The organism is Pradoshia sp. Z6_59, from assembly GCF_058267515.1.
This window is the reverse complement of sequence record NZ_JBZCPP010000003.1, coordinates 16,128-34,821: the sequence shown is the minus strand read 5'-3', so window position 1 is coordinate 34,821 and position 18,694 is coordinate 16,128. Positions and strand designations below refer to the sequence as shown.

Here is an 18,694-nt window from a genome sequence, read left to right as displayed (position 1 = left end):
AAGGTTCCTCCTTTTGGAATCTTAGAAATAGATTTTAAATTATATTCAAAAGGGTGTTATCCCTTAAGTAACTGTAGTGCCGCACCTTCATCCGTAATTAAAATCGGTTTTTTAGGTGCCATTTTGATATAGGCTTTTATTGCCTTAGCTTTTGAAGCTCCGCCAGCAACGGCGATTACATGTTCCGCGTTAACCAGATCATCTAATTGAAGGCCGATTGTATGGACTTTTTGTATTATGTTGCCATCTTCATCGTAATAATATCCAAACGCCTCTCCAATTGCCTTTTTATTCTCAAGCTCCTGGAGACTGTCATCGGATGATTTCCTTCTTTCAGCCATTGTTTTGGCTTCCCCTATACCATGAAGAACGATATTGGCTGATTTCAACAAATTCAATACCTCATGTATAGCAGGTTCACTGGTTAGCGTATTGTATGCAGCTTCACTTAGGTTGTCCGGTACATACAGGACACGATATCGTGAATGCATCTTTTCTGCCATTTGTTCGCAAACTGTATTGGCCTGGTATTGAACACCCTTGCCAAGACCGCCTCTTGCTGGTACAAACAAAATGTCATCTACATCTGGAAGCTCTGAGACATCAGGTAACATTCTGCCTATTGCTGCCATTGTTGTTCCACCTGTTACGGCAATGATATTTTTACCCGTTAAGAGACTTTTCATACGCGATGCACCGGCACGTCCGAGCTCATCTATTACCCATGGGGATTGGTCACTATCACCACTAACGATGATAATTTTCTCCAAATCAAGTTTTTCCTGTAAAAGGCGCTCCATATCATCTATACCCGATAATTGCCTTATTACACCACCCAGATGGTCGAGGACCTCTTTCCCTTCATTGGTAACAGTCATTCCAGAGCTTGCGATTTGTATGAGATTTTGGTTTTTCAAAAATTCCACTTCGCTTCGCAAAATCCGCTCCGTAATGTTCAAAGTCAGTGATAAGCTTCGTCTGCCTACCGGTTGCAGAGTACGAATCGTTCTTAAGATATTGTATCTTTTTTGCATGACCTCAAATATATCTGGAATTAATTTCTTCTGTAAATGGAGTATTCCGTCCATATCTTCAAACTCCTTTTATACTTTGGTCATTTTTTGTCCTAGCAAGACGTTTAGCGTCCCAGTTTATGTAAAAAAATAGCTCCTGATGTAATTCCATTCTAACAGGAGTTTCGAATAGTTGCAAGGTTCTAAATGTGAACATCACGTTAAATAGCGGCAAATCTCATCTAGATCTATACGTCCGTATTGAATAACCTGATCATTGATTTCGACTACAGGAATCATAAGCCCATATTGTTCCAGCAATTTATCATTGGAATATATATCGACTTCAAGGAGAGTAAACGTCATTTCTCTTTGCAAAATTTTCAAAAGATCCTTTGCCTCTTCGCATAATGGGCAATTCTTTTTTGTATAAAAATGAATGATTGGTGCAATCACTTTCTTTCCCCCTGCTCTTTCTTATTTTCTACATTTATAAATTAATTATTCACTAACCTCGTATCGTTTTCTTTTTGAAGAAGATGGTATATGAAGCTGAGTCCGATATTTCGCGATTGTCCTCCGTGATACAAGAATACCAAAATCATCCTGAAGTTGCTTTGCAATTGCCTGATCGGATAAAGGCAGTGTTTTCTGCTCTGTCTTTATCAACCGCATTATTTCTTGCTTTACTTGTTCTGATGAAGAGTCCTCCAATTGATTGGTCGGGATGCTGCTCGTAAAAAACATTTTCATTTCATAAGTCCCAAATGGCGTTTCTACCACTTTGTCCCTAATCGCCCTGCTTACTGTTGACTCATGCACATCGACCATTTTAGCGATTTCCTTCATAGTTAACGGCTTCAAGTTTACACTCTTCCCAGTATCAAAGAAGACAGATTGCTTATCCAAAATGGCATGGGTTACACGACTTAAAGTCTGCTCTCTTTGTTCAATTGCTTTTTTTAACCAGTTTAGCTCCATTTTCTTTTCGTACATATACTTTTTAGTTATGTCATCACTTCCATCCTTTATAGAGGAAGTAAATTCATTCGTTTTAAATCTTCTCATTGATAAAACCTTTACAGTGGGTACTCCTTTTGAAATAGAAACACTTACGTCTGGTATGAAATATTGGAATTCACCACTATAAAAAGCTGAACCAGGTTTGGGGTTATATGCCTGTATTAAATCAAAAATGGATTGAATATCTGCAATAGTTACACCAACCAGCTTGGCAAGCTCTTTCCACTTTCTATTCACAAGCATATCGAAATGATTAATCAAAACCTCTTCTAGTGGCAGATCATCGATATCATCACGTTTAGCCTGTATGAGCAAACACTCACTTAAATTCCTGGCCCCCACTCCGGCAGGTTCCAATGCCTGCAAAACAGATAAGGCAACATCCCATTCATCCTGACTAACGACCACTAAGGATTTAGCTTCCTCAAAGGTAATACGCAAATATCCATTTTCATCGATACAATCGATCAAAAATAATAAAACACACTCTTCCCTGTCCGTTAGGACTTTAAATGGAATTTGGGCTCGTAAATAAGATTTTAATGAAACAGTCTCCTCGCTGATTTGATTGATTGAGGATTCACTATATGATTTGCCTGAGATTATCGGATACTCTTCATCTATTTCAATCAACGGATTCTCCAGCGCTTTTCCATCGATATAGGCAGCCAATTCAATTGCTGGGTATTGAAGCAAGGTTATTGCCTGATTTAATTCCGGCGTCATCGTCAGCTTTAACCTTTGTTGCAGGTACAAACCAATCTCCACATTCAAATTTCCGCCCCCTTATAACATAAACCGCTTACATTAATAGTAGTAAATAGGAAGTCAGAGAGCAAGAAAAAGGAGGATATATTTACAAAATATTGAATTGTTATAAATAAAAAAATGTCTCAGTGCTGAACCACTTATAGCACTGAGACATTTTCAACAATATTATATACGCCCTCGGAGGGAATCGAACCCCCATCGTAAGAACCGGAATCTTATGTTCTATCCATTAAACTACGAGGGCAAAATATTAGCCTACAAAATTATATTATAAGGAAGAGAAAGTCTTTTTGCAAGAACTATTCCTTAGGTTTATAAGGCTTTATGTTGGGTAAGATGGATATCAGGGATTATTTTATTTCCATACATAGAATCAAACGCAAATTAAGTGCAGACTAATCAGATAAACAAGACATCAGTCCTTAACAAAAAACATATAGTAATGTAAGCGTCTTTTGTTTGACCTTTATTGACCATAAAGTGTATGATAAAGTCAAAGCCAAATGTATTATTTTTTTACATATAAGGAGGAGAAAATAAATGAATTTAATTCCTACAGTTATTGAACAAACAAATCGCGGGGAACGCGCATACGATATTTATTCCCGTTTATTAAAAGACCGGATTATCATGCTTGGAAGTGGAATTGATGACAATGTAGCCAACTCCATCGTTGCCCAATTACTGTTCCTTGAAACTGAAAACCCAGAGAAAGATATTTATCTTTACATCAATAGCCCAGGTGGAAGCATCACAGCAGGTATGGCAATCTACGATACAATGCAATATATTAAACCACAGGTTTCTACGATCTGTATCGGTATGGCTGCTTCAATGGGTGCATTCCTTCTTGCTGCCGGCGAAAAAGGAAAGCGTTTTGTGTTACCAAACAGTGAAGTGATGATTCACCAACCGCTTGGCGGAGCTCAGGGACAAGCGACTGAGATTGAAATTGCTGCTAAACGCATTCTCTTTATGCGTGAGCGCTTAAATAAAATATTGGCTGAACGCACTGGTCAATCTTATGAAACAATTGCTCGCGATACAGAACGTGATAACTTCATGACAGCTGAACGTGCGGTTGAGTACGGATTAGTTGATAAAATTATCACCCGCAATGTAGTAGAAGAAAATAAAAAATAAGAAACTGATTAAGAGCTGTCGAGATATTCGGCAGCTTTTTTGTTTTATCAAAAAAATAATGTAGATATCCCCCTTTACTCCCCTACCCCACAATCTTTTAGTTCTCTAATTGTTTATCACTTTACCAAATTAAAGTTTGGTGTTAATATGAAAGCACAATTTAATAATTAGTCATTCTGAAAGAGAGTTTATTGTGTTGAATTCATACTTACCATCTCAACCAATACAGCCACCGGAATGATCAAATTATAATTCGGGTATAGATTTATAACGATTTGGACCACTAGCAATAATTAATCTTATTATATTTTTCGCATATCTTGAAAACAGAAGGAGTCTTTCATCATGAATAATAAAAAATGGGGATTTTGGATCTTAACCATGTTTGTTGTCGGCAACATGGTTGGCGGAGGAATATTTATGCTGCCGGCAAACCTGGCTGGTGTCTCTAGTCCGTTTGGAGCATCAATGGCTTGGATCTTAACAGGAGCTGGAGTTTTAATGGTCGCTCTTGTATTCGGAAATTTGGCAATCAGAAAGCCCGAATTAAAAACGGGACCGCAAAGCTATGCTCAAGCTATGTTCAGTTCACCAAGAAAAGGGAAAATTGCTGGTTACAGCATTGCTTGGGGTTACTGGGCTGCTAACTGGGCAGCAACGGCATCAGTTATTATCTCGTTTGCCGGGTACTTATCTACCTTCTTCCCAATTATGCAAAGCCAGTACATCCTTTTTTCAAGCGGCAATTTTGATCTGGAATTAGGGAAATTCTTAAACTTTATGGTATGTACAGTTATGCTGTGGGGCATTCACTTTATTCTCTGCAAAAGCTTTAACAGCGCTGGAAAAATCAATTTGCTGGCAACCATCACAAAGGTAATTGGTTTCGCACTTTTTATCGTAGCAACCATTTTTATATTTGACTCTGCTAATATAATGAACGGTAAAGAATTTATCGATGCTTCTGGGGTTTCCCATACATTGGGTGGACAAGTAAATAACGCAGCTATTGCCACGCTATGGGCCTTTATTGGAGTAGAAGCAGCAGTGATGCTATCCAATCGGGCAAAGTCTCAGACTGATGTGAAAAAAGCGACTATCACCGGACTTATTATTGCCATTGCGATCTATATCGGAATAACATTATTAACAATGGGCGCATTATCCCAAGAGGCACTGCAACAGTCACATAAACCTTTGGTTGATGCTCTGCAGGCTGCAATCGGATCTAGCGGTGCTTATATTCTAGGATTCCTTGCCTTAATTTCATTATTCGGATCCACAGTCGGTTGGATTGTCGTTAGCTCCGAGGTACCTTATCAAGCTGCTAAATCCAACTTATTCCCGGCATTCTTCGGAAAAACGAATAAAAAAGGGAGTCCAGTCAATTCTTTGACTATCACGAACCTATTAACGCAATTCTTTTTATTCGCTACTGTTTCCGGAACGATTATGGAAGCTTATGAATTTGCAATGGTCGTTGCTACTCTAGCTTACCTAATTCCGTATTTTGTTAGTGTTCTTTATCAAGTGAAGTTGATTATTACCGGTGAAACTTACACAGGGATGAAGCGATCACGATTGATAGATGGCATAATTTCCATAGTGGCTCTTGTATATACACTATGGGTAATTAAAACCGGAACAGCCGACTTAAAAACATTCTCGCTCGGTATAGGATTATTCATCCTCGGACTTGTTCTCTATCCAATCCTTATGAAAAACAAGAAACCAAAAGAACTTTCTAGAAGTTTGACAGAAGATAGATAATCATAAGACGAAACCACTCTTTTAAAAAGAGTGGTTTTTTTATGCCTAATTACCTACTTCTTTTTCCCCAACCACTCCTATTCTACCATTTTCAACTATTAAAGAGGTTTTTAACAGAATAGTTAGAATATTATAGATTGTTAATTAAAATTAAGAGGAGGAAACCATTTGCGGGGAAAATCTATTTTGGCATCAGCCTTCGCTGCTGCTTTAACATTCAGTGCCTTTGCACCAGCCACTTCTGCTCACCAAGTTTCGACAACAAGTAACCATACAACCGAGACCAATCATAATCATTCAGTTACCTATACAGGAAGCACTTTTGATTTAAGCATTGCCAACGAAGAACGATTAATTAAAATGCTGAAAAAAGAAGGCACCATCAAGAAAAATGCAACAGATAAAGAAGCACAGGCACAGTTGAAAAAGTACTTAAAGAAAAAAGAAGAAAACGCTAAAAAGGACTCATCAAAAAAATTCGATAAGCAAATGAAAGAATTGCAAAAGAAATGGAATAAGAAGAAAAAAGGTAAAAAACCAGGCAAAGGCTCCAAACCTAATAATGGTGTTGTTCAACCAGTAAAGGAAGAAAAATATAAAGGGTCTGTCCAAAAGGATAAAGTTTTGGTACTGATGATTGAATTCCCTGATTACAATGGTGACAATGTCAGACCAGAGGATACAGACATGTACTACAAAGATTATACTAAGGATCATTATCAACAAATGATTTTTGGTAAAAAGGGATATACAGGTCCTAACGGCGAAAAGCTAATTTCCATGAAGCAATATTATGAACAGCAATCTGGCGGTAGCTATACCGTAGATGGTGAAGTAGCTGGTTGGTATATGGCTAAAAAACCTGCCGCTGACTATGGTGGAAATACTCCGACACCTGATGGAAATGACAAGGATGCACGCAGCCTTGTAAAGGAAGCACTTCAAGCAGCAGCAAACGATCCAAATGTTGACCTTTCTGAATATGACCAAGAAGATCGCTACGACTTGGATGGGGACGGAAATAAACGCGAACCAGATGGATTAGTCGATCACTTAATGATTGTCCACTCTGCTGTAGGTGAAGAAGCAGGTGGCGGTACACTGGCTGGAGACGCAATCTGGTCCCATCGTTCTAATTTGGGAGGGGTATTCCCGATCGATAACACGGAAACAGACCTTCCATACTGGAACGGACAAATGGCTGCTTTCGATTACACAATTGAACCAATTGACGGAGCTGCCGGGGTATTTGCCCATGAATACGGTCATGATTTAGGTCTACCGGATGAATATGATACGCAATACTCAGGATCTGGTGAAGCCATCGGCTATTGGTCAATTATGGCAAGCGGCAGCTGGGCAGGTAAAGTTCCAGGCGGAGAACCAACTGGATTCAGCCCATATGCAAAAGAATATCTTCAGGAGAGCCTTGGAGGGAACTGGCTAAATTACGCAGAGGTCGATTTGGATGATCTGAATAGACGGGGATCTGAATTCCTTCTCGATCAAGCTAACACAAAAGGAAGAAATCTGGATGCACTTAAAGTGAATTTGCCCCAAAAGAAAACAACAGTAAACACTCCTTATAGCGGGAAGTATGAATACCATAGCGGAAAAGGGAATAACCTAAATAACTCCTTGGTTACTTCTCTTGATTTAACAAATAAAACGGCGGCCCAATTATCTTTCAAGACTTGGTATCAAATAGAGCAGGATTGGGACTATGCATCTGTTCAAGTGCGTGAAGAAGGACAAACAAACTGGACAGGGTTAGCAGGGAACATAACTACTTCTACTAATCCACATGAACAAAATCCTGGAAACGGAATAACAGGAAACTCAAACGGATGGGTAGATGGTATCTTTGATTTAACAGCCTATGCTGGTAAGAAAATTGAATTGCGTTTTAATTACTGGACTGATGTAGCAGCTATTGAACCAGGCTTTTATGTGGATGATATTACAATTACTGCCGATGGACAGGAACTCGTAAAAGATAATGCAGATACTTCAACCTCTGTCTTTACATTAGATGGCTTCACAAAGAATGAAGGCTTCTATACAAGTGACCAATACTATTTGGCAGAATGGCGGAATCATCAGGGAGTCGATTTGGGACTTGCTCATATCAAACGCGGAGCCAGCCTAATGAAGTATGATGGCGGATTAGTGGTTTGGTATGTGGATGACAGCTATTCAGATAACTGGACAGGCACTCACCCGGGCGAAGGCTTCCTTGGAGTAGTCGATGCTGACCAAGGAACATTAAAATGGAGTGACAAATCCTTAGCTGCAACTCGTTATCAAATTCATGATGCTGCATTTAGATTAGATAAAACAGATAAAATGTATTTGGATTATAAGAGTGTAAATGGTTTAACATTGTCAGATTTTGATACGAAACCAGTTTCTGTGTTTGATGATAGCAAAAATTATTTAAACCCTGGCAAACCGGACGCGGGACGGAATGTTCCTGAGTTTGGCGTAAAAATCAAGTTAACGGGTCAAAGTAAAGACCGTACTGTCGGAAAAATTCTTATTAGTAAATAAAGCAGAAAAAGAGGCGGCTCATAGATAGCCACCTCTTTTCTGTTTGTATCCTAACGGTTCTGCATTTTACTACTCTTTTGTCATAAATGCTTCTAAAACCTGTATAGCCTCTTCTTCATCCTGACCATCTGCTGCAAGGGTCACTGTCTTACCTGATCCAATCGCCATACTCATTAATCCCATAATACTTTTTACATTGACCTTCTTTTCTCCATCTATAAAAAATATATCAGATGAAAAACGACTTGCCTCTTGAACAAATAGAGCAGCCGGGCGTGCCTGTAAGCCTGTTTTAAGCTGTACAGTGACTTCTTTTTCAATCACAGCGATTCCCCTCCATTAAATATTATTTATATCATAATGCTTGGAATACTTATTTAGATTCACCAGCTCGCAGCTTTTCGGCAATTTCATCTATTTTACGTAGACGATGATTAATACCCGACTTGCTTATTTTATCGCTTGAAACCATTTCCCCAAGTTCTTTTAGGGTTACATCTTGGTATTCGACACGCAGTCTTGCAATTTCACGTAGCTTATCAGGCAATATATCCAGACCAACAGTATTTTCAATATAACGTATATTTTCAACCTGGCGCAATGAAGCGCTGATAGTTTTATTCAAGTTTGCAGTTTCACAATTTACAAGTCGATTTACAGAATTTCGCATGTCTCTTACAATACGAATATCCTCAAATTTCAAGAGCGCATTATGCCCTCCAATAATATTCAGGAATTCAGAAATCTTTTCCGCTTCCTTCAAATAGGTGATAAATCCCTTTTTTCTTTCGAGTGTTTTGCTTTTTAATCCGAATGAGTTCATCAACTCACACAATGAATCATTATGCTCTTTATATAAAGACGATATTTCTAAGTGATAAGAGGAAGTCTCAGGATTATTAACTGATCCGCCTGCAAGGAATGCACCACGTAAATATGATCGTTTACAACATTTCTTGTGAATTAGTTCCTCGGATATATCATGGATAATCGTAAATCCATTTTCAATGATATTCAGGTCTGTAAGTACTTCCTTCGCTTTCTCAGAAAACCGTACAATATAGACATTATTCTTTTTCAGCTTCATCTTTTTACGAACAAGCAAATCAACCTGGAGATTATAAAGCTTCTTTAAAAACGTATAAATTCTCCGTGCAATGGCTGCATTTTCTGTTTGCACATCCACAATAAGATGACGATTGGAAAAGGATAAGGATCCGTTCATCCGGATTAGCGCAGATAGTTCTGACCTTGCGCAGCAATCTTTTACTTCTAAATTGGTTAATTCTTTTTTTGTTTCCGATGCAAACGACATCCCTTTTTTTACACCTCAATCCCTTTACAACTTACACTTTATTCTTTTCCTTTAATAAATTATAGATAATAGAGGCAACAACGACTGTATCATGTCTGACACGGTTATTTTGAATCGTTACAATATTATCCTTAATCACTTCCAGTCCCATTTGTTCAAGTCTGTTTATATCAAAGATAACCGGTTGGGCATATTCTTCTTTATATTTTAATTTCAAATGCGTAGGGATATCCTCTTTATTGACTAAGATTGTATCCATACACGACTCACCTAAATGCTCATTGATTACTTTCAAATGGTCACTTGCTGTATAATTCAGGGTTTCCCCAGCTTGAGTCATTAAGTTACAAATATATACTTTGGATGCTTTGGAATTTGCAATTTCAGCTGCAATTGTAGGCACAACCAAATTAGGCAATATACTTGTATAAAGACTACCGGGTCCCATTAAAATTAAATCGGCCTGTCTGATGGCCTGAATGGTTTCATGAGGAGGCTGAATATGCTCAGGACTGAGGAACACCCGCTTTATGCGTTTCCCGGAGTATGGAATTTTTGATTCACCGGAAACAACTGTCCCATCCTCGAGTTCTGCATGTAGGATTACGCTCTGATTCGCGGAGGGCAAAACCTGTCCTCTTACATTTAAAACCTTACTCATCTCCTGAATAGCATGTACAAAGTCACCTGTAATAGAGGTCATCGCAGCAAGAATTAAATTCCCTAGTGCATGACCTGATAATTGTTCTGAGCCTGTAAATCGATGCTGAAACATTTGCTCAATTAATGGCTCTACATCAGACATAGCTGCTAAAACATTCCGTATGTCGCCAGGAGAAGGGATATCCAATTCCTCTCTCAATCTGCCAGAACTGCCACCATCATCCGCAACGGTCACTATAGCGGTAATATCGAGGGGATATGACTTTAGCCCTCTTAATAGGACTGATAGGCCAGATCCACCACCTATGATCACCACTTTAGGTTGTGCTGATATGGATGTCATCGGTGCGTACCTTCCTTTTATCAATATCACGATGCGTTACACTCGTATGGTACTCATTGTTATAACGTTTACCCAGATATTCAGCTAAAGTAACGGAACGATGCTGACCTCCAGTACATCCCACAGCGATAATTAACTGGGCTTTTCCCTCACGTTTATATTGAGGAATCATAAAATCAAGTAAATCCGTCCATTTTTCAATAAACTTCTGGGTTTCACTCCATTTCATTACGTAAGAGGAAACCTCTTCATCCAGTCCAGTTTGCGGACGCATATTTTCTATATAAAATGGATTAGGCAGGAATCTCACATCAAAAACTAAATCTGCATCGATAGGAATGCCGTGTTTAAAACCAAATGACATGATATTAATCGTGAACTCCACCCGTTGATTTACGGAGAACTGTTTGGCAATTTTCTCACGCAGCTCTTTTGGCTTAAAATTTGATGTGTTGTAAATCGTTTGAGCCCGTCCTTTTAATTCCTCAAGCAAATCTCGTTCCAGTCTAATCCCTTCCAGCGGCGATCCTGATGGAGCCAATGGATGAGTACGTCTCGTTTCCTTATATCTTCTTACTAAAACGGAGTCATCCGCATCCAGGAATAAAATTTCAGGGACAAACTTAGAGGATTCGTTAAGATCATCCAAGGCTTTGAATAAGTGTTCAAAAAATTCCCTGCCTCGTAAATCCATTACTAATGCTACCTTATTCATCTTCTTTCCTGAATTGTTCATAAGCTCCATGAATTTAGGAAGAAGCGTAGGGGGAAGGTTATCCACACAGTAGAAGCCTAGATCCTCAAAGCTCTGTATCGCAACTGTCTTACCGGCACCCGACATACCCGTAATAATGACCAGCCGATTCTCCGATGCTGCAGTTTCTATTTTTTTCTCTTCCATTATTTATTCCCCGTTTCTTTCAAGCTTGTAATCGAGTAGTATGAAATCTTCTGTATATTTAAATGTACCTATTAGTATTCCTTGTCCATTCATCATATGATCCAATATTTTGCGATCTCCCTCTGCCATTGGCAATGCCTGAATATCGTTTAAAGGGTGCCATTTCAGAATTCCTTCCTCATTCTCCTGATATGCTTCTCCCTCAAATGCATAGGCACGGAAAGAAAAAAGCATCCATTCATGAACGATTTGGTCATCCTTCATATTAACCATGGTGAAAATGCCTTTTAACTCAGGACGCTCGATTTTCAAATTGGTTTCTTCATAGAATTCACGCATGACAGAGTCATGTATGGATTCTCCAGATTCCATTTTGCCGCCGGGCGCTACCCACCAATTTCTTCTTGGCTTTTGAAGCATAAGGGCCTTGCCATCTGCCATTAACATACAATTGGTTACTCTTTGCAAACTTTTTCACCTCAGTTGCTACAGCACAAATTAGATAGACTTCTCTTTATTATACTATTTTAGATGTGCATGAACAATGTACGTTAGTCATCATAATTTTTTCAGGCTACCCCTAAATTTTTCGACAAACACAAAAAAAAGCGGCATAGGTTTTATAACCTATGCCAAAAAAGTATATAAAAGGGGGTCAATTTCTTATTTTCATACTACCCCAAATGTATTGCACTTTGATTACAGCTACATTAAGTAATAATGACGTACATGTAAATTTTTTACTCAGCCTTCAAGCATTATTATTTAGCTTGTGCTTTTAATTGCTCCATCAACTCTTCTACATAATGCTGTGCGGATTGAGCGGCTATACTGCCATCACCTGTTGCTGTAACAATTTGTCGTAAATTCTTTTCACGAACATCTCCCGCAGCAAAAATACCAGGGATTTTTGTTTCCATACGGTCATTGGTTTCGATATAACCAGCTTGATTCGTAATACCGATAGTTTGGAATGGTTTTGTTAACGGAAGCATTCCAATATAAATGAATACGCCATCTGCCGGATACTCGCTCTCAGTACCATCTACAGTGGATATCAATGTTACGCTGCCAACCTTACCATCTTTCTCATTAATGCTTTTTAATGTTGTATTCCAAATGAAATCTACTTTTTCATTCTCAAAGGCACGCTGCTGCAGAATTTTTTGGGCACGAAGTTCATCCCTGCGGTGTACAATCGTTACTTTAGAAGCAAAGCGAGTTAAGTACACACCTTCTTCAACAGCAGAATCTCCTCCGCCAATCACGAAAAGCTCTTTGTTTTTAAAGAAAGCTCCGTCACAAACTGCACAATAGGAAACACCACGACCACCTAGCTCTTTTTCACCTGGTACGCCGATTTTCTTATATTCAGCACCAGTAGCAATAATAATAGTACGCGTTTTATATTGCTTGGAACCAGCATCAATGGTTTTATATTCTTTTCCATCAATAATTTGTTTTACTTCACCATAAGCATATTCTGCGCCAAATTTTTTCGCATGCTCGAACATTTTAGTTGATAGATCTGGACCAAGAATGGTTTCATATCCCGGATAGTTTTCAACCTCTTCCGTATTCGCCATTTGCCCGCCCGGAATTCCACGTTCAAGCATTAATGTCGAAAGATTGGCTCTTGAAGCATATACAGCTGCTGTCATACCCGCCGGTCCGGCTCCAATAATAATTACATCATAAATTTTTTCCTCAGACATTATGAATCACTCCTTCTTACGATAGGACTCGAAGCCTCTCTACATTCATTACATTTCTCGTCTTATCCTCGAACTAATCGTATTAAACTATACATATTAGGTCCAAAAATTTGCTCATTGCAACAATTCGGCTACAAGCTTTACATACTTAGAAAGTGTCGAGTTAGATATTCCATATCGTTCTGCCACTATTTTTTGAGATTCTTTTTCACCGCGCAGCTTGTGCCATTCGTAATCAATAGCAGCTGCCCATGCAAGTGGATTTCCGAACCGTATACCATTTTCTTTTCCTTCAGCATATACAGAAAACCATAGAAAATATAAGCCGGATTCAATCAATTTTACCGGCTGATAAAACCTGTATAATGTGTCAGCAACCTCTGCCGCAAAAAATGGACGTTTTTCGGATAGATCGATGCTATTTTTATATTCTCGTTCCATCGCTGTGAAACGTTTATTGTTCTCGTAAGAGGGGTGAGTTTTAATTTGATTGAATTCACCCGAATGACTCGCTAAAAAGAGACCAAACAATCTCTCCTCCAGATACTCACTTTCCAACTTTTTAATGATGGAAGGCGCATGCTCCTCAAATCCAGATTCCTCATCTTCTATCATTTCGCCCCATGGCTCAAGTCCCTCTTTATCCGGACTGTATTCAACCACTTTAGCCCAGGCATTTTCAGCAACTCTCTTTTGCCCGATTTGATGGGCTGATTTACTGAGCCAATAATAGAAGGTTCCGTCCCCTTCATATCCCTTTTTCTGTAGCTGGCGAAGCCAAATATATGCTTCCTCATAATAACCAGTCAGCGCAAAGGTCGCTCCTAATTTCAACCGGTGCTCATCAAGAATAGGTCTGACTTTTTTTAGGACTGCGAAAACCTCATCCAGCTTTTCCTGCTCCATCTGATAATGGTAAAAGACCATTCCATTGCACAAAGCATGCAAATTGCCGGGGTTCTTCTCAAGCACTCGATCGAGCGTCTCAAAAGCTTTCTCTGTTTTACCTACATAGAAATAAGCCAGTGCCAAATTATTATAAGCCGACCAAAATTCAGGATATAAATCGATTAATTCTTCAATTTTTTCAACGGCTTTCACAAAATTACCCGATTCAAGCAACTCACGCGCCGCCTCTTGACGCATCATTAAATCATCCTGAATCTCCAAGGTTTCTTCTGTTTCATCCGTCTCAAATGTGATTAAATCCAGCAAATCTTCTGCATCCTCACTGAATTCACCAAACTGATCTTTATTTAAATATTCGTTAGCATGCTTATAGGCCTCTTTAAATAAACCCATATGAGCAAAATTATTAGCCAGGAAATAATGGCACTCCGTCATAAACGGATCCAACTCCTGAAGAATATTCTCAAGCAGCTGATTCGAAAACTGATATTCACCTAATTCCGTACAAATCACAGCCAGCTGGCAAGCAATCATCGGCTCACCCGGTTCCAGCTGCAACGCACGGTTCATATATTTCTTAGCTCTATATAATTCCCTTCGCTGGAAAGCTTTTATTCCCTTTGTAAAATAGAACTCTCCCGTGGGGTTAAACGAAACAACTTTTGCCTTATTAGTCAAATTAAAATTATTCCCCATCTAGTCCTCCAAGCACATATACTTTAACCCTACAATTATACCATATTAAGAGAATTATAGAAAGAAAAGCGGAGGTGACTGGTCAGGCCCGACAAGCATAAGGAGAGGCACAGAGGGAGGTGCCCTACCCTCCCGTAGTGGCTATCCTTATGACTCGAGGGACTAGGAGCCGCAGCTGGATCATAAGAAAGCGGAAGGGCCTCGCCCAGGAGCGAGGAGCATAAGACAGAGGCTCGGAGGGGGACTATTAAGGAGCAAAGACTAAGAACGCCACATCGTGTGGCAACGTCTTTGTAACCTACATCCTGTAGGCCTCCGCAGAGGCTATGCTTATGTCCCGAACTCCTAGGCCCTGACGCTGGATCAGGAAGAAAAGCGGAGGCGACTGGTCAGCTGCGACAAGCATAAGTGGAGGTGCGCAGGGAAAGTGCTCTTTCTTTCCCGTAGCAGCTACACTTATGTCTCGAGCAGCTAGGAGCCGCAGTTGGATCGGATGAAAAGCGGAGGAGCCAAATTAAGGAGCAAAGACTAAAAACGCCACATCGTGTGGCAACGTCTTTGTAACCTACATCCTGCAGGCCTCCGACAAGCATCATATGGAGAGATTACATGTCAGTGGGGTTTCTGGGTCAGGAGGGGCTTAGCCCAGCCAGAGCTACTTTCCCCTCTGCCTTTTCACTCTCCTTACCCCACCTTTACCCAAGGATAGCCCGGGCATAGGTGGTCCATAGCCCCGTCAGAGATCCTTTCTCCTCTACCTTTCACCCGCCTTCGACCGACCTTTACCCGGGTATAGCCCGGGCATAGGTCGGTCATAGCCCTGGCATAGCTCCTTCGCCCTACCTTTCACCCACCCTTGACCCACCTTTACCCGGGTATAGGCAGGTTATAGGTCGGTCATAGTCCTGTCATAGCTCCTTTACCCTACCTTTCCCCTGGCTCTGACATACCTTTCACCCGGCTATGCCAGACCTTTATCCGGGTCATAGCCCTGTCATAACCACTACACACCAACACTCCCCCTGCCCCCTTCACTAAACAAAAAAACTCAAAAGGATATCATTCATCCTTTTGAGTCAGTTTCATCATCATTCTGTTTAGTAAGATGGCGGTCACGCAGGTTTTTTTGAATTTCAGAGAATGGGAGATTTTGTTCTTTTAAGAGGACAAGGACGTGAAAGAATAAATCGGATACTTCCCATTTTAATTCTTCCAGGTCGCGGTTTTTGGCAGCGATGATGACTTCGGCTGCTTCTTCTCCCACCTTTTTAAGAATCTTGTCTACCCCTTCTTCAAATAAATACGTTGTATAGGAGCCTTCGGGACGCTCTGCTTCCCGTTCAGCAATGATTTTCTCCAAATCATATAGAAAATCCTTTGCTTCATCTGCCGGCTGAATTAAATTAGCATTATCAGCCTGATACAGCGATTCCGTAAAGCAGCTTACCGTACCGTTATGACAGGCTGGGCCTGCAGGTTGAACCAATACTACTAATGCATCCTGGTCACAATCATAGCGGATTTCCCGCACGGCTTGAGTGTTGCCGCTTGTTTCCCCTTTATGCCAAAGCTCCTGGCGGGAACGGCTGTAAAACCAGGTTTCTCCCGTTTGAATCGTTTTCTCCAATGATTCCCTATTCATATATGCCAGCGTCAGGATTTCCTTCGTTTCTCCATCCTGAACAATGGCCGGCACTAATCCGTTCGCATCAAATCGTATTTTTTCTATATTCATCTCACAAGCACTCCTTGTTCTCGCAGTCTGCGTTTAACTTCCTGTACGCTTGTCTCTTTGTAGTGGAAAATGGAGGCAGCCAGTGCTGCATCTGCTTTTCCTTCTGTAAAAACCTCAGCAAAATCTTCCTTGCTTCCCGCTCCACCGGAAGCAATCACAGGGACTGTAACAGCCTCACTGATCGCTCTTGTCAGTTCAATATGGAATCCGCTTTTTTCCCCATCACGGTCCATACTCGTCAGTAATATTTCACCGGCACCGAGCGCAACGGCTTGCTTAGCCCAATCAATAGCATTTAATTCGGTTGCTTTACGGCCGCCATGTGTATAAACTCGAAAGCTTCCCATTTCCGCATCATACTTTGCATCAATAGCAAGAACGATACACTGATTTCCAAAATAGCTGGCTCCCTCAGCAATCAGCTCCGGCCGAAGCACCGCGGCCGTATTTACTGATACTTTATCCGCTCCAGCGCGTAAAATGGTCCTCATATCAGTGACCGAATTGATCCCTCCGCCAACTGTAAATGGGATACTCAGGACAGCGGCCGCTTCCCGAACCACTTCCACCATCGTCTTTCTTCCTTCATGGGAGGCCGAGATATCCAGGAAAACCAACTCATCTGCTCCTTGGTCATCGTACATTTTCGCCAATTCAACAGGATCACCTGCATCCTGAAGTCCAAGGAACTGAACCCCCTTCACAACGCGCCCCTCTTTTACATCCAAACAGGGAATAATTCGTTTCGTAATCATTAGGATTCAACCGCCTTTGCTAAGGCCTGCGCCAATGTAAAGCGATTTTCATAAAGCGCCTTCCCAATGATGACTCCTTCAATTCCATCCGCTTGATAGGCCTGTAACGCAGCGATATCCTCAAGCTGACTCATTCCTCCTGATGCGATGACATTCTTTCCGGTTGCGCGCGCAAGTTCAGCTGTTGCCTCTACATTGGGACCATTAAGCATTCCGTCATTGGCGATATCCGTAAAAATGAACCATTCTGCCCCTTTATCGGCAAAATACTTACCTAAGTCAACGACAGTCCAATCACTTGTTTTCAGCCAGCCGTCAGTAGCCACTTTGCCGCTTTTACCATCCAGACCTATAGCAACTTGCCCCGGATATTGCTGTATCATCCGTGTTGCAAATTCTGGCTCTCTTACAGCCACGCTGCCAAGAATGACACGCGATATACCATTCTCCAAGTAACGGGCTACCTGTTCCTCATTGCGAATCCCACCGCCGACTTGAATCGATACACCCTTTAATTCCCGAGCTGCCTTTAAGACGTATTCCTCATTAACCGGATTTCCCTCTTTGGCACCATCCAAATCAACCATATGAATCCATTTGGCTCCTAAAGTAGAGAAGGACTTGGCCATTTCAAATGGAGAGTCTCCATAAACTGTTTCCTGTCCATAATCCCCCTGCAGAAGACGGACACATTTACCGCCTCTCATATCAATTGCCGGATAGATTGTAAAATTCGTCCCCATCACTTATCCCCCGCCTTCTCTATTACCAGTTTCACAAAATTCCCAAGCAAACCTTTTCCCATCTGTCCACTTTTTTCAGGGTGAAATTGCATTCCCATCACATTCCCTTTTCCTACTATTCCGGGTACCTCGACATCATACATTGCTGAAGCAATCAATTCCGCTGAGTCCTTTATTTGGGCATAATATGAATGGACAAAGTAGACATAATCCTCTTCCAATCCGTCAATTAAAGGATGCACATTCCTAAATTGCAGTTTATTCCATCCCATGTGAGGAACTTTATAGGTTTTACCGGTTTGATCAATTCCCGTAAATTTAGCAATATGTCCATCCAAGAAACATAGCCCCTCGGAATAACCGTGTTCATCACTGCTCTCGAACAAAAGCTGCATTCCAAGGCAAATGCCGAGCAAGGGCTTACCACTTTCTACATACTCTTTTAAAAATACGTCCAATTTCTGCTCTTTTAATGCAGTTATTGCATCTCGAAAAGCACCCACACCGGGTAAAATTAACCCATCACAGCCGGCCAATACAGCTGGATCACCGCTTATCACAGGATCCGCTCCCTGCCTGTCCAGTGCATTATAAACACTGAATAAATTTCCCATCCCGTAATCAACGATTCCAATCAAAACTGCCACCC

At 40.7% G+C, this 18,694-nt stretch carries 17 protein-coding genes and 1 tRNA gene; 3 read left to right on the top strand and 15 right to left on the bottom strand.

What is annotated here, in order from left to right:
• Positions 1-56: 56 nt before the first annotated feature.
• From AC4D4B_RS04250 to AC4D4B_RS04235, 4 genes are all read right to left on the bottom strand, one after another.
• Entirely contained in the window at positions 57-1,088 is a 1,032-nt protein-coding gene (locus AC4D4B_RS04250; RefSeq protein ID WP_490994879.1) for a sugar-binding transcriptional regulator, read from the bottom strand.
• Between the two features lie 141 nt (positions 1,089-1,229).
• On the bottom strand, positions 1,230-1,469 hold the full coding sequence (locus tag AC4D4B_RS04245; protein ID WP_490999235.1) for a glutaredoxin family protein: 240 nt from the start codon (positions 1,467-1,469) through the stop codon (positions 1,230-1,232).
• 45 nt (positions 1,470-1,514) lie between these two features.
• On the bottom strand, positions 1,515-2,804 hold the full coding sequence (rpoN, locus tag AC4D4B_RS04240) for an RNA polymerase factor sigma-54 (protein ID WP_490995197.1): 1,290 nt from the start codon (positions 2,802-2,804) through the stop codon (positions 1,515-1,517).
• A gap of 175 nt (positions 2,805-2,979) precedes the next feature.
• Positions 2,980-3,051 (bottom strand) — tRNA-Arg (locus AC4D4B_RS04235).
• Positions 3,052-3,347: 296 nt separating this feature from the next.
• On the opposite strand from AC4D4B_RS04235, the gene clpP reads away from it, so the two are divergent.
• From clpP to AC4D4B_RS04220, 3 genes are all read left to right on the top strand, one after another.
• Positions 3,348-3,950, top strand: coding sequence for an ATP-dependent Clp endopeptidase proteolytic subunit ClpP (clpP, locus tag AC4D4B_RS04230; protein ID WP_490994881.1), 603 nt, complete (start codon positions 3,348-3,350; stop codon positions 3,948-3,950).
• Positions 3,951-4,295: 345 nt separating this feature from the next.
• Positions 4,296-5,720, top strand: a complete 1,425-nt coding sequence (locus AC4D4B_RS04225; protein ID WP_490999234.1) for an amino acid permease — start codon at positions 4,296-4,298, stop codon at positions 5,718-5,720.
• A 168-nt stretch (positions 5,721-5,888) separates the two neighbouring features.
• A complete protein-coding gene (locus AC4D4B_RS04220) occupies positions 5,889-8,270 on the top strand; it encodes an immune inhibitor A domain-containing protein (protein WP_490999233.1) in 2,382 nt (793 codons plus the stop codon).
• Positions 8,271-8,339: 69 nt separating this feature from the next.
• Here the strand turns inward: AC4D4B_RS04220 and AC4D4B_RS04215 are convergent, their stop codons facing one another.
• From AC4D4B_RS04215 to hisH, 11 genes are all read right to left on the bottom strand, one after another.
• A complete protein-coding gene (locus AC4D4B_RS04215; protein WP_490994884.1) occupies positions 8,340-8,594 on the bottom strand; it encodes an HPr family phosphocarrier protein in 255 nt (84 codons plus the stop codon).
• Between the two features lie 49 nt (positions 8,595-8,643).
• The gene (whiA, locus tag AC4D4B_RS04210; protein ID WP_490999232.1) at positions 8,644-9,585 is read right to left on the bottom strand and encodes a DNA-binding protein WhiA; all 942 of its coding nucleotides are present in this window, start codon (positions 9,583-9,585) and stop codon (positions 8,644-8,646) included.
• A gap of 31 nt (positions 9,586-9,616) precedes the next feature.
• Positions 9,617-10,591 (bottom strand): gluconeogenesis factor YvcK family protein, encoded by a 975-nt coding sequence (locus tag AC4D4B_RS04205; RefSeq protein ID WP_490994886.1) that lies wholly within the window; start codon positions 10,589-10,591, stop codon positions 9,617-9,619.
• Positions 10,566-11,492 (bottom strand): RNase adapter RapZ, encoded by a 927-nt coding sequence (gene rapZ / locus AC4D4B_RS04200; RefSeq protein ID WP_490994887.1) that lies wholly within the window; start codon positions 11,490-11,492, stop codon positions 10,566-10,568. The genes AC4D4B_RS04205 and rapZ overlap by 26 nt, the downstream gene beginning before the upstream one ends.
• A gap of 3 nt (positions 11,493-11,495) precedes the next feature.
• Positions 11,496-11,960, bottom strand: a complete 465-nt coding sequence (locus AC4D4B_RS04195) for an 8-oxo-dGTP diphosphatase (RefSeq protein WP_490994888.1) — start codon at positions 11,958-11,960, stop codon at positions 11,496-11,498.
• A gap of 293 nt (positions 11,961-12,253) precedes the next feature.
• Entirely contained in the window at positions 12,254-13,207 is a 954-nt protein-coding gene (gene trxB / locus AC4D4B_RS04190; protein ID WP_490994889.1) for a thioredoxin-disulfide reductase, read from the bottom strand.
• A 114-nt stretch (positions 13,208-13,321) separates the two neighbouring features.
• The gene (locus AC4D4B_RS04185) at positions 13,322-14,812 is read right to left on the bottom strand and encodes a tetratricopeptide repeat protein (RefSeq protein WP_490999231.1); all 1,491 of its coding nucleotides are present in this window, start codon (positions 14,810-14,812) and stop codon (positions 13,322-13,324) included.
• A gap of 1,063 nt (positions 14,813-15,875) precedes the next feature.
• Positions 15,876-16,547: a bifunctional phosphoribosyl-AMP cyclohydrolase/phosphoribosyl-ATP diphosphatase HisIE gene (hisIE, locus tag AC4D4B_RS04180; RefSeq protein WP_490994891.1), complete on the bottom strand. Its 672-nt coding sequence runs from the start codon at positions 16,545-16,547 to the stop codon at positions 15,876-15,878.
• Positions 16,544-17,302, bottom strand: coding sequence for an imidazole glycerol phosphate synthase subunit HisF (gene hisF, locus AC4D4B_RS04175; protein WP_490994892.1), 759 nt, complete (start codon positions 17,300-17,302; stop codon positions 16,544-16,546). Before hisF ends, hisIE begins: the two co-directional genes overlap by 4 nt.
• Positions 17,302-18,045, bottom strand: coding sequence for a 1-(5-phosphoribosyl)-5-[(5-phosphoribosylamino)methylideneamino]imidazole-4-carboxamide isomerase (gene hisA, locus AC4D4B_RS04170; protein WP_490994893.1), 744 nt, complete (start codon positions 18,043-18,045; stop codon positions 17,302-17,304). The genes hisF and hisA overlap by 1 nt, the downstream gene beginning before the upstream one ends.
• Positions 18,045-18,683 (bottom strand): imidazole glycerol phosphate synthase subunit HisH, encoded by a 639-nt coding sequence (gene hisH, locus AC4D4B_RS04165; protein ID WP_490994894.1) that lies wholly within the window; start codon positions 18,681-18,683, stop codon positions 18,045-18,047. Before hisH ends, hisA begins: the two co-directional genes overlap by 1 nt.
• Between the last annotated feature and the right edge of the window lie 11 nt (positions 18,684-18,694).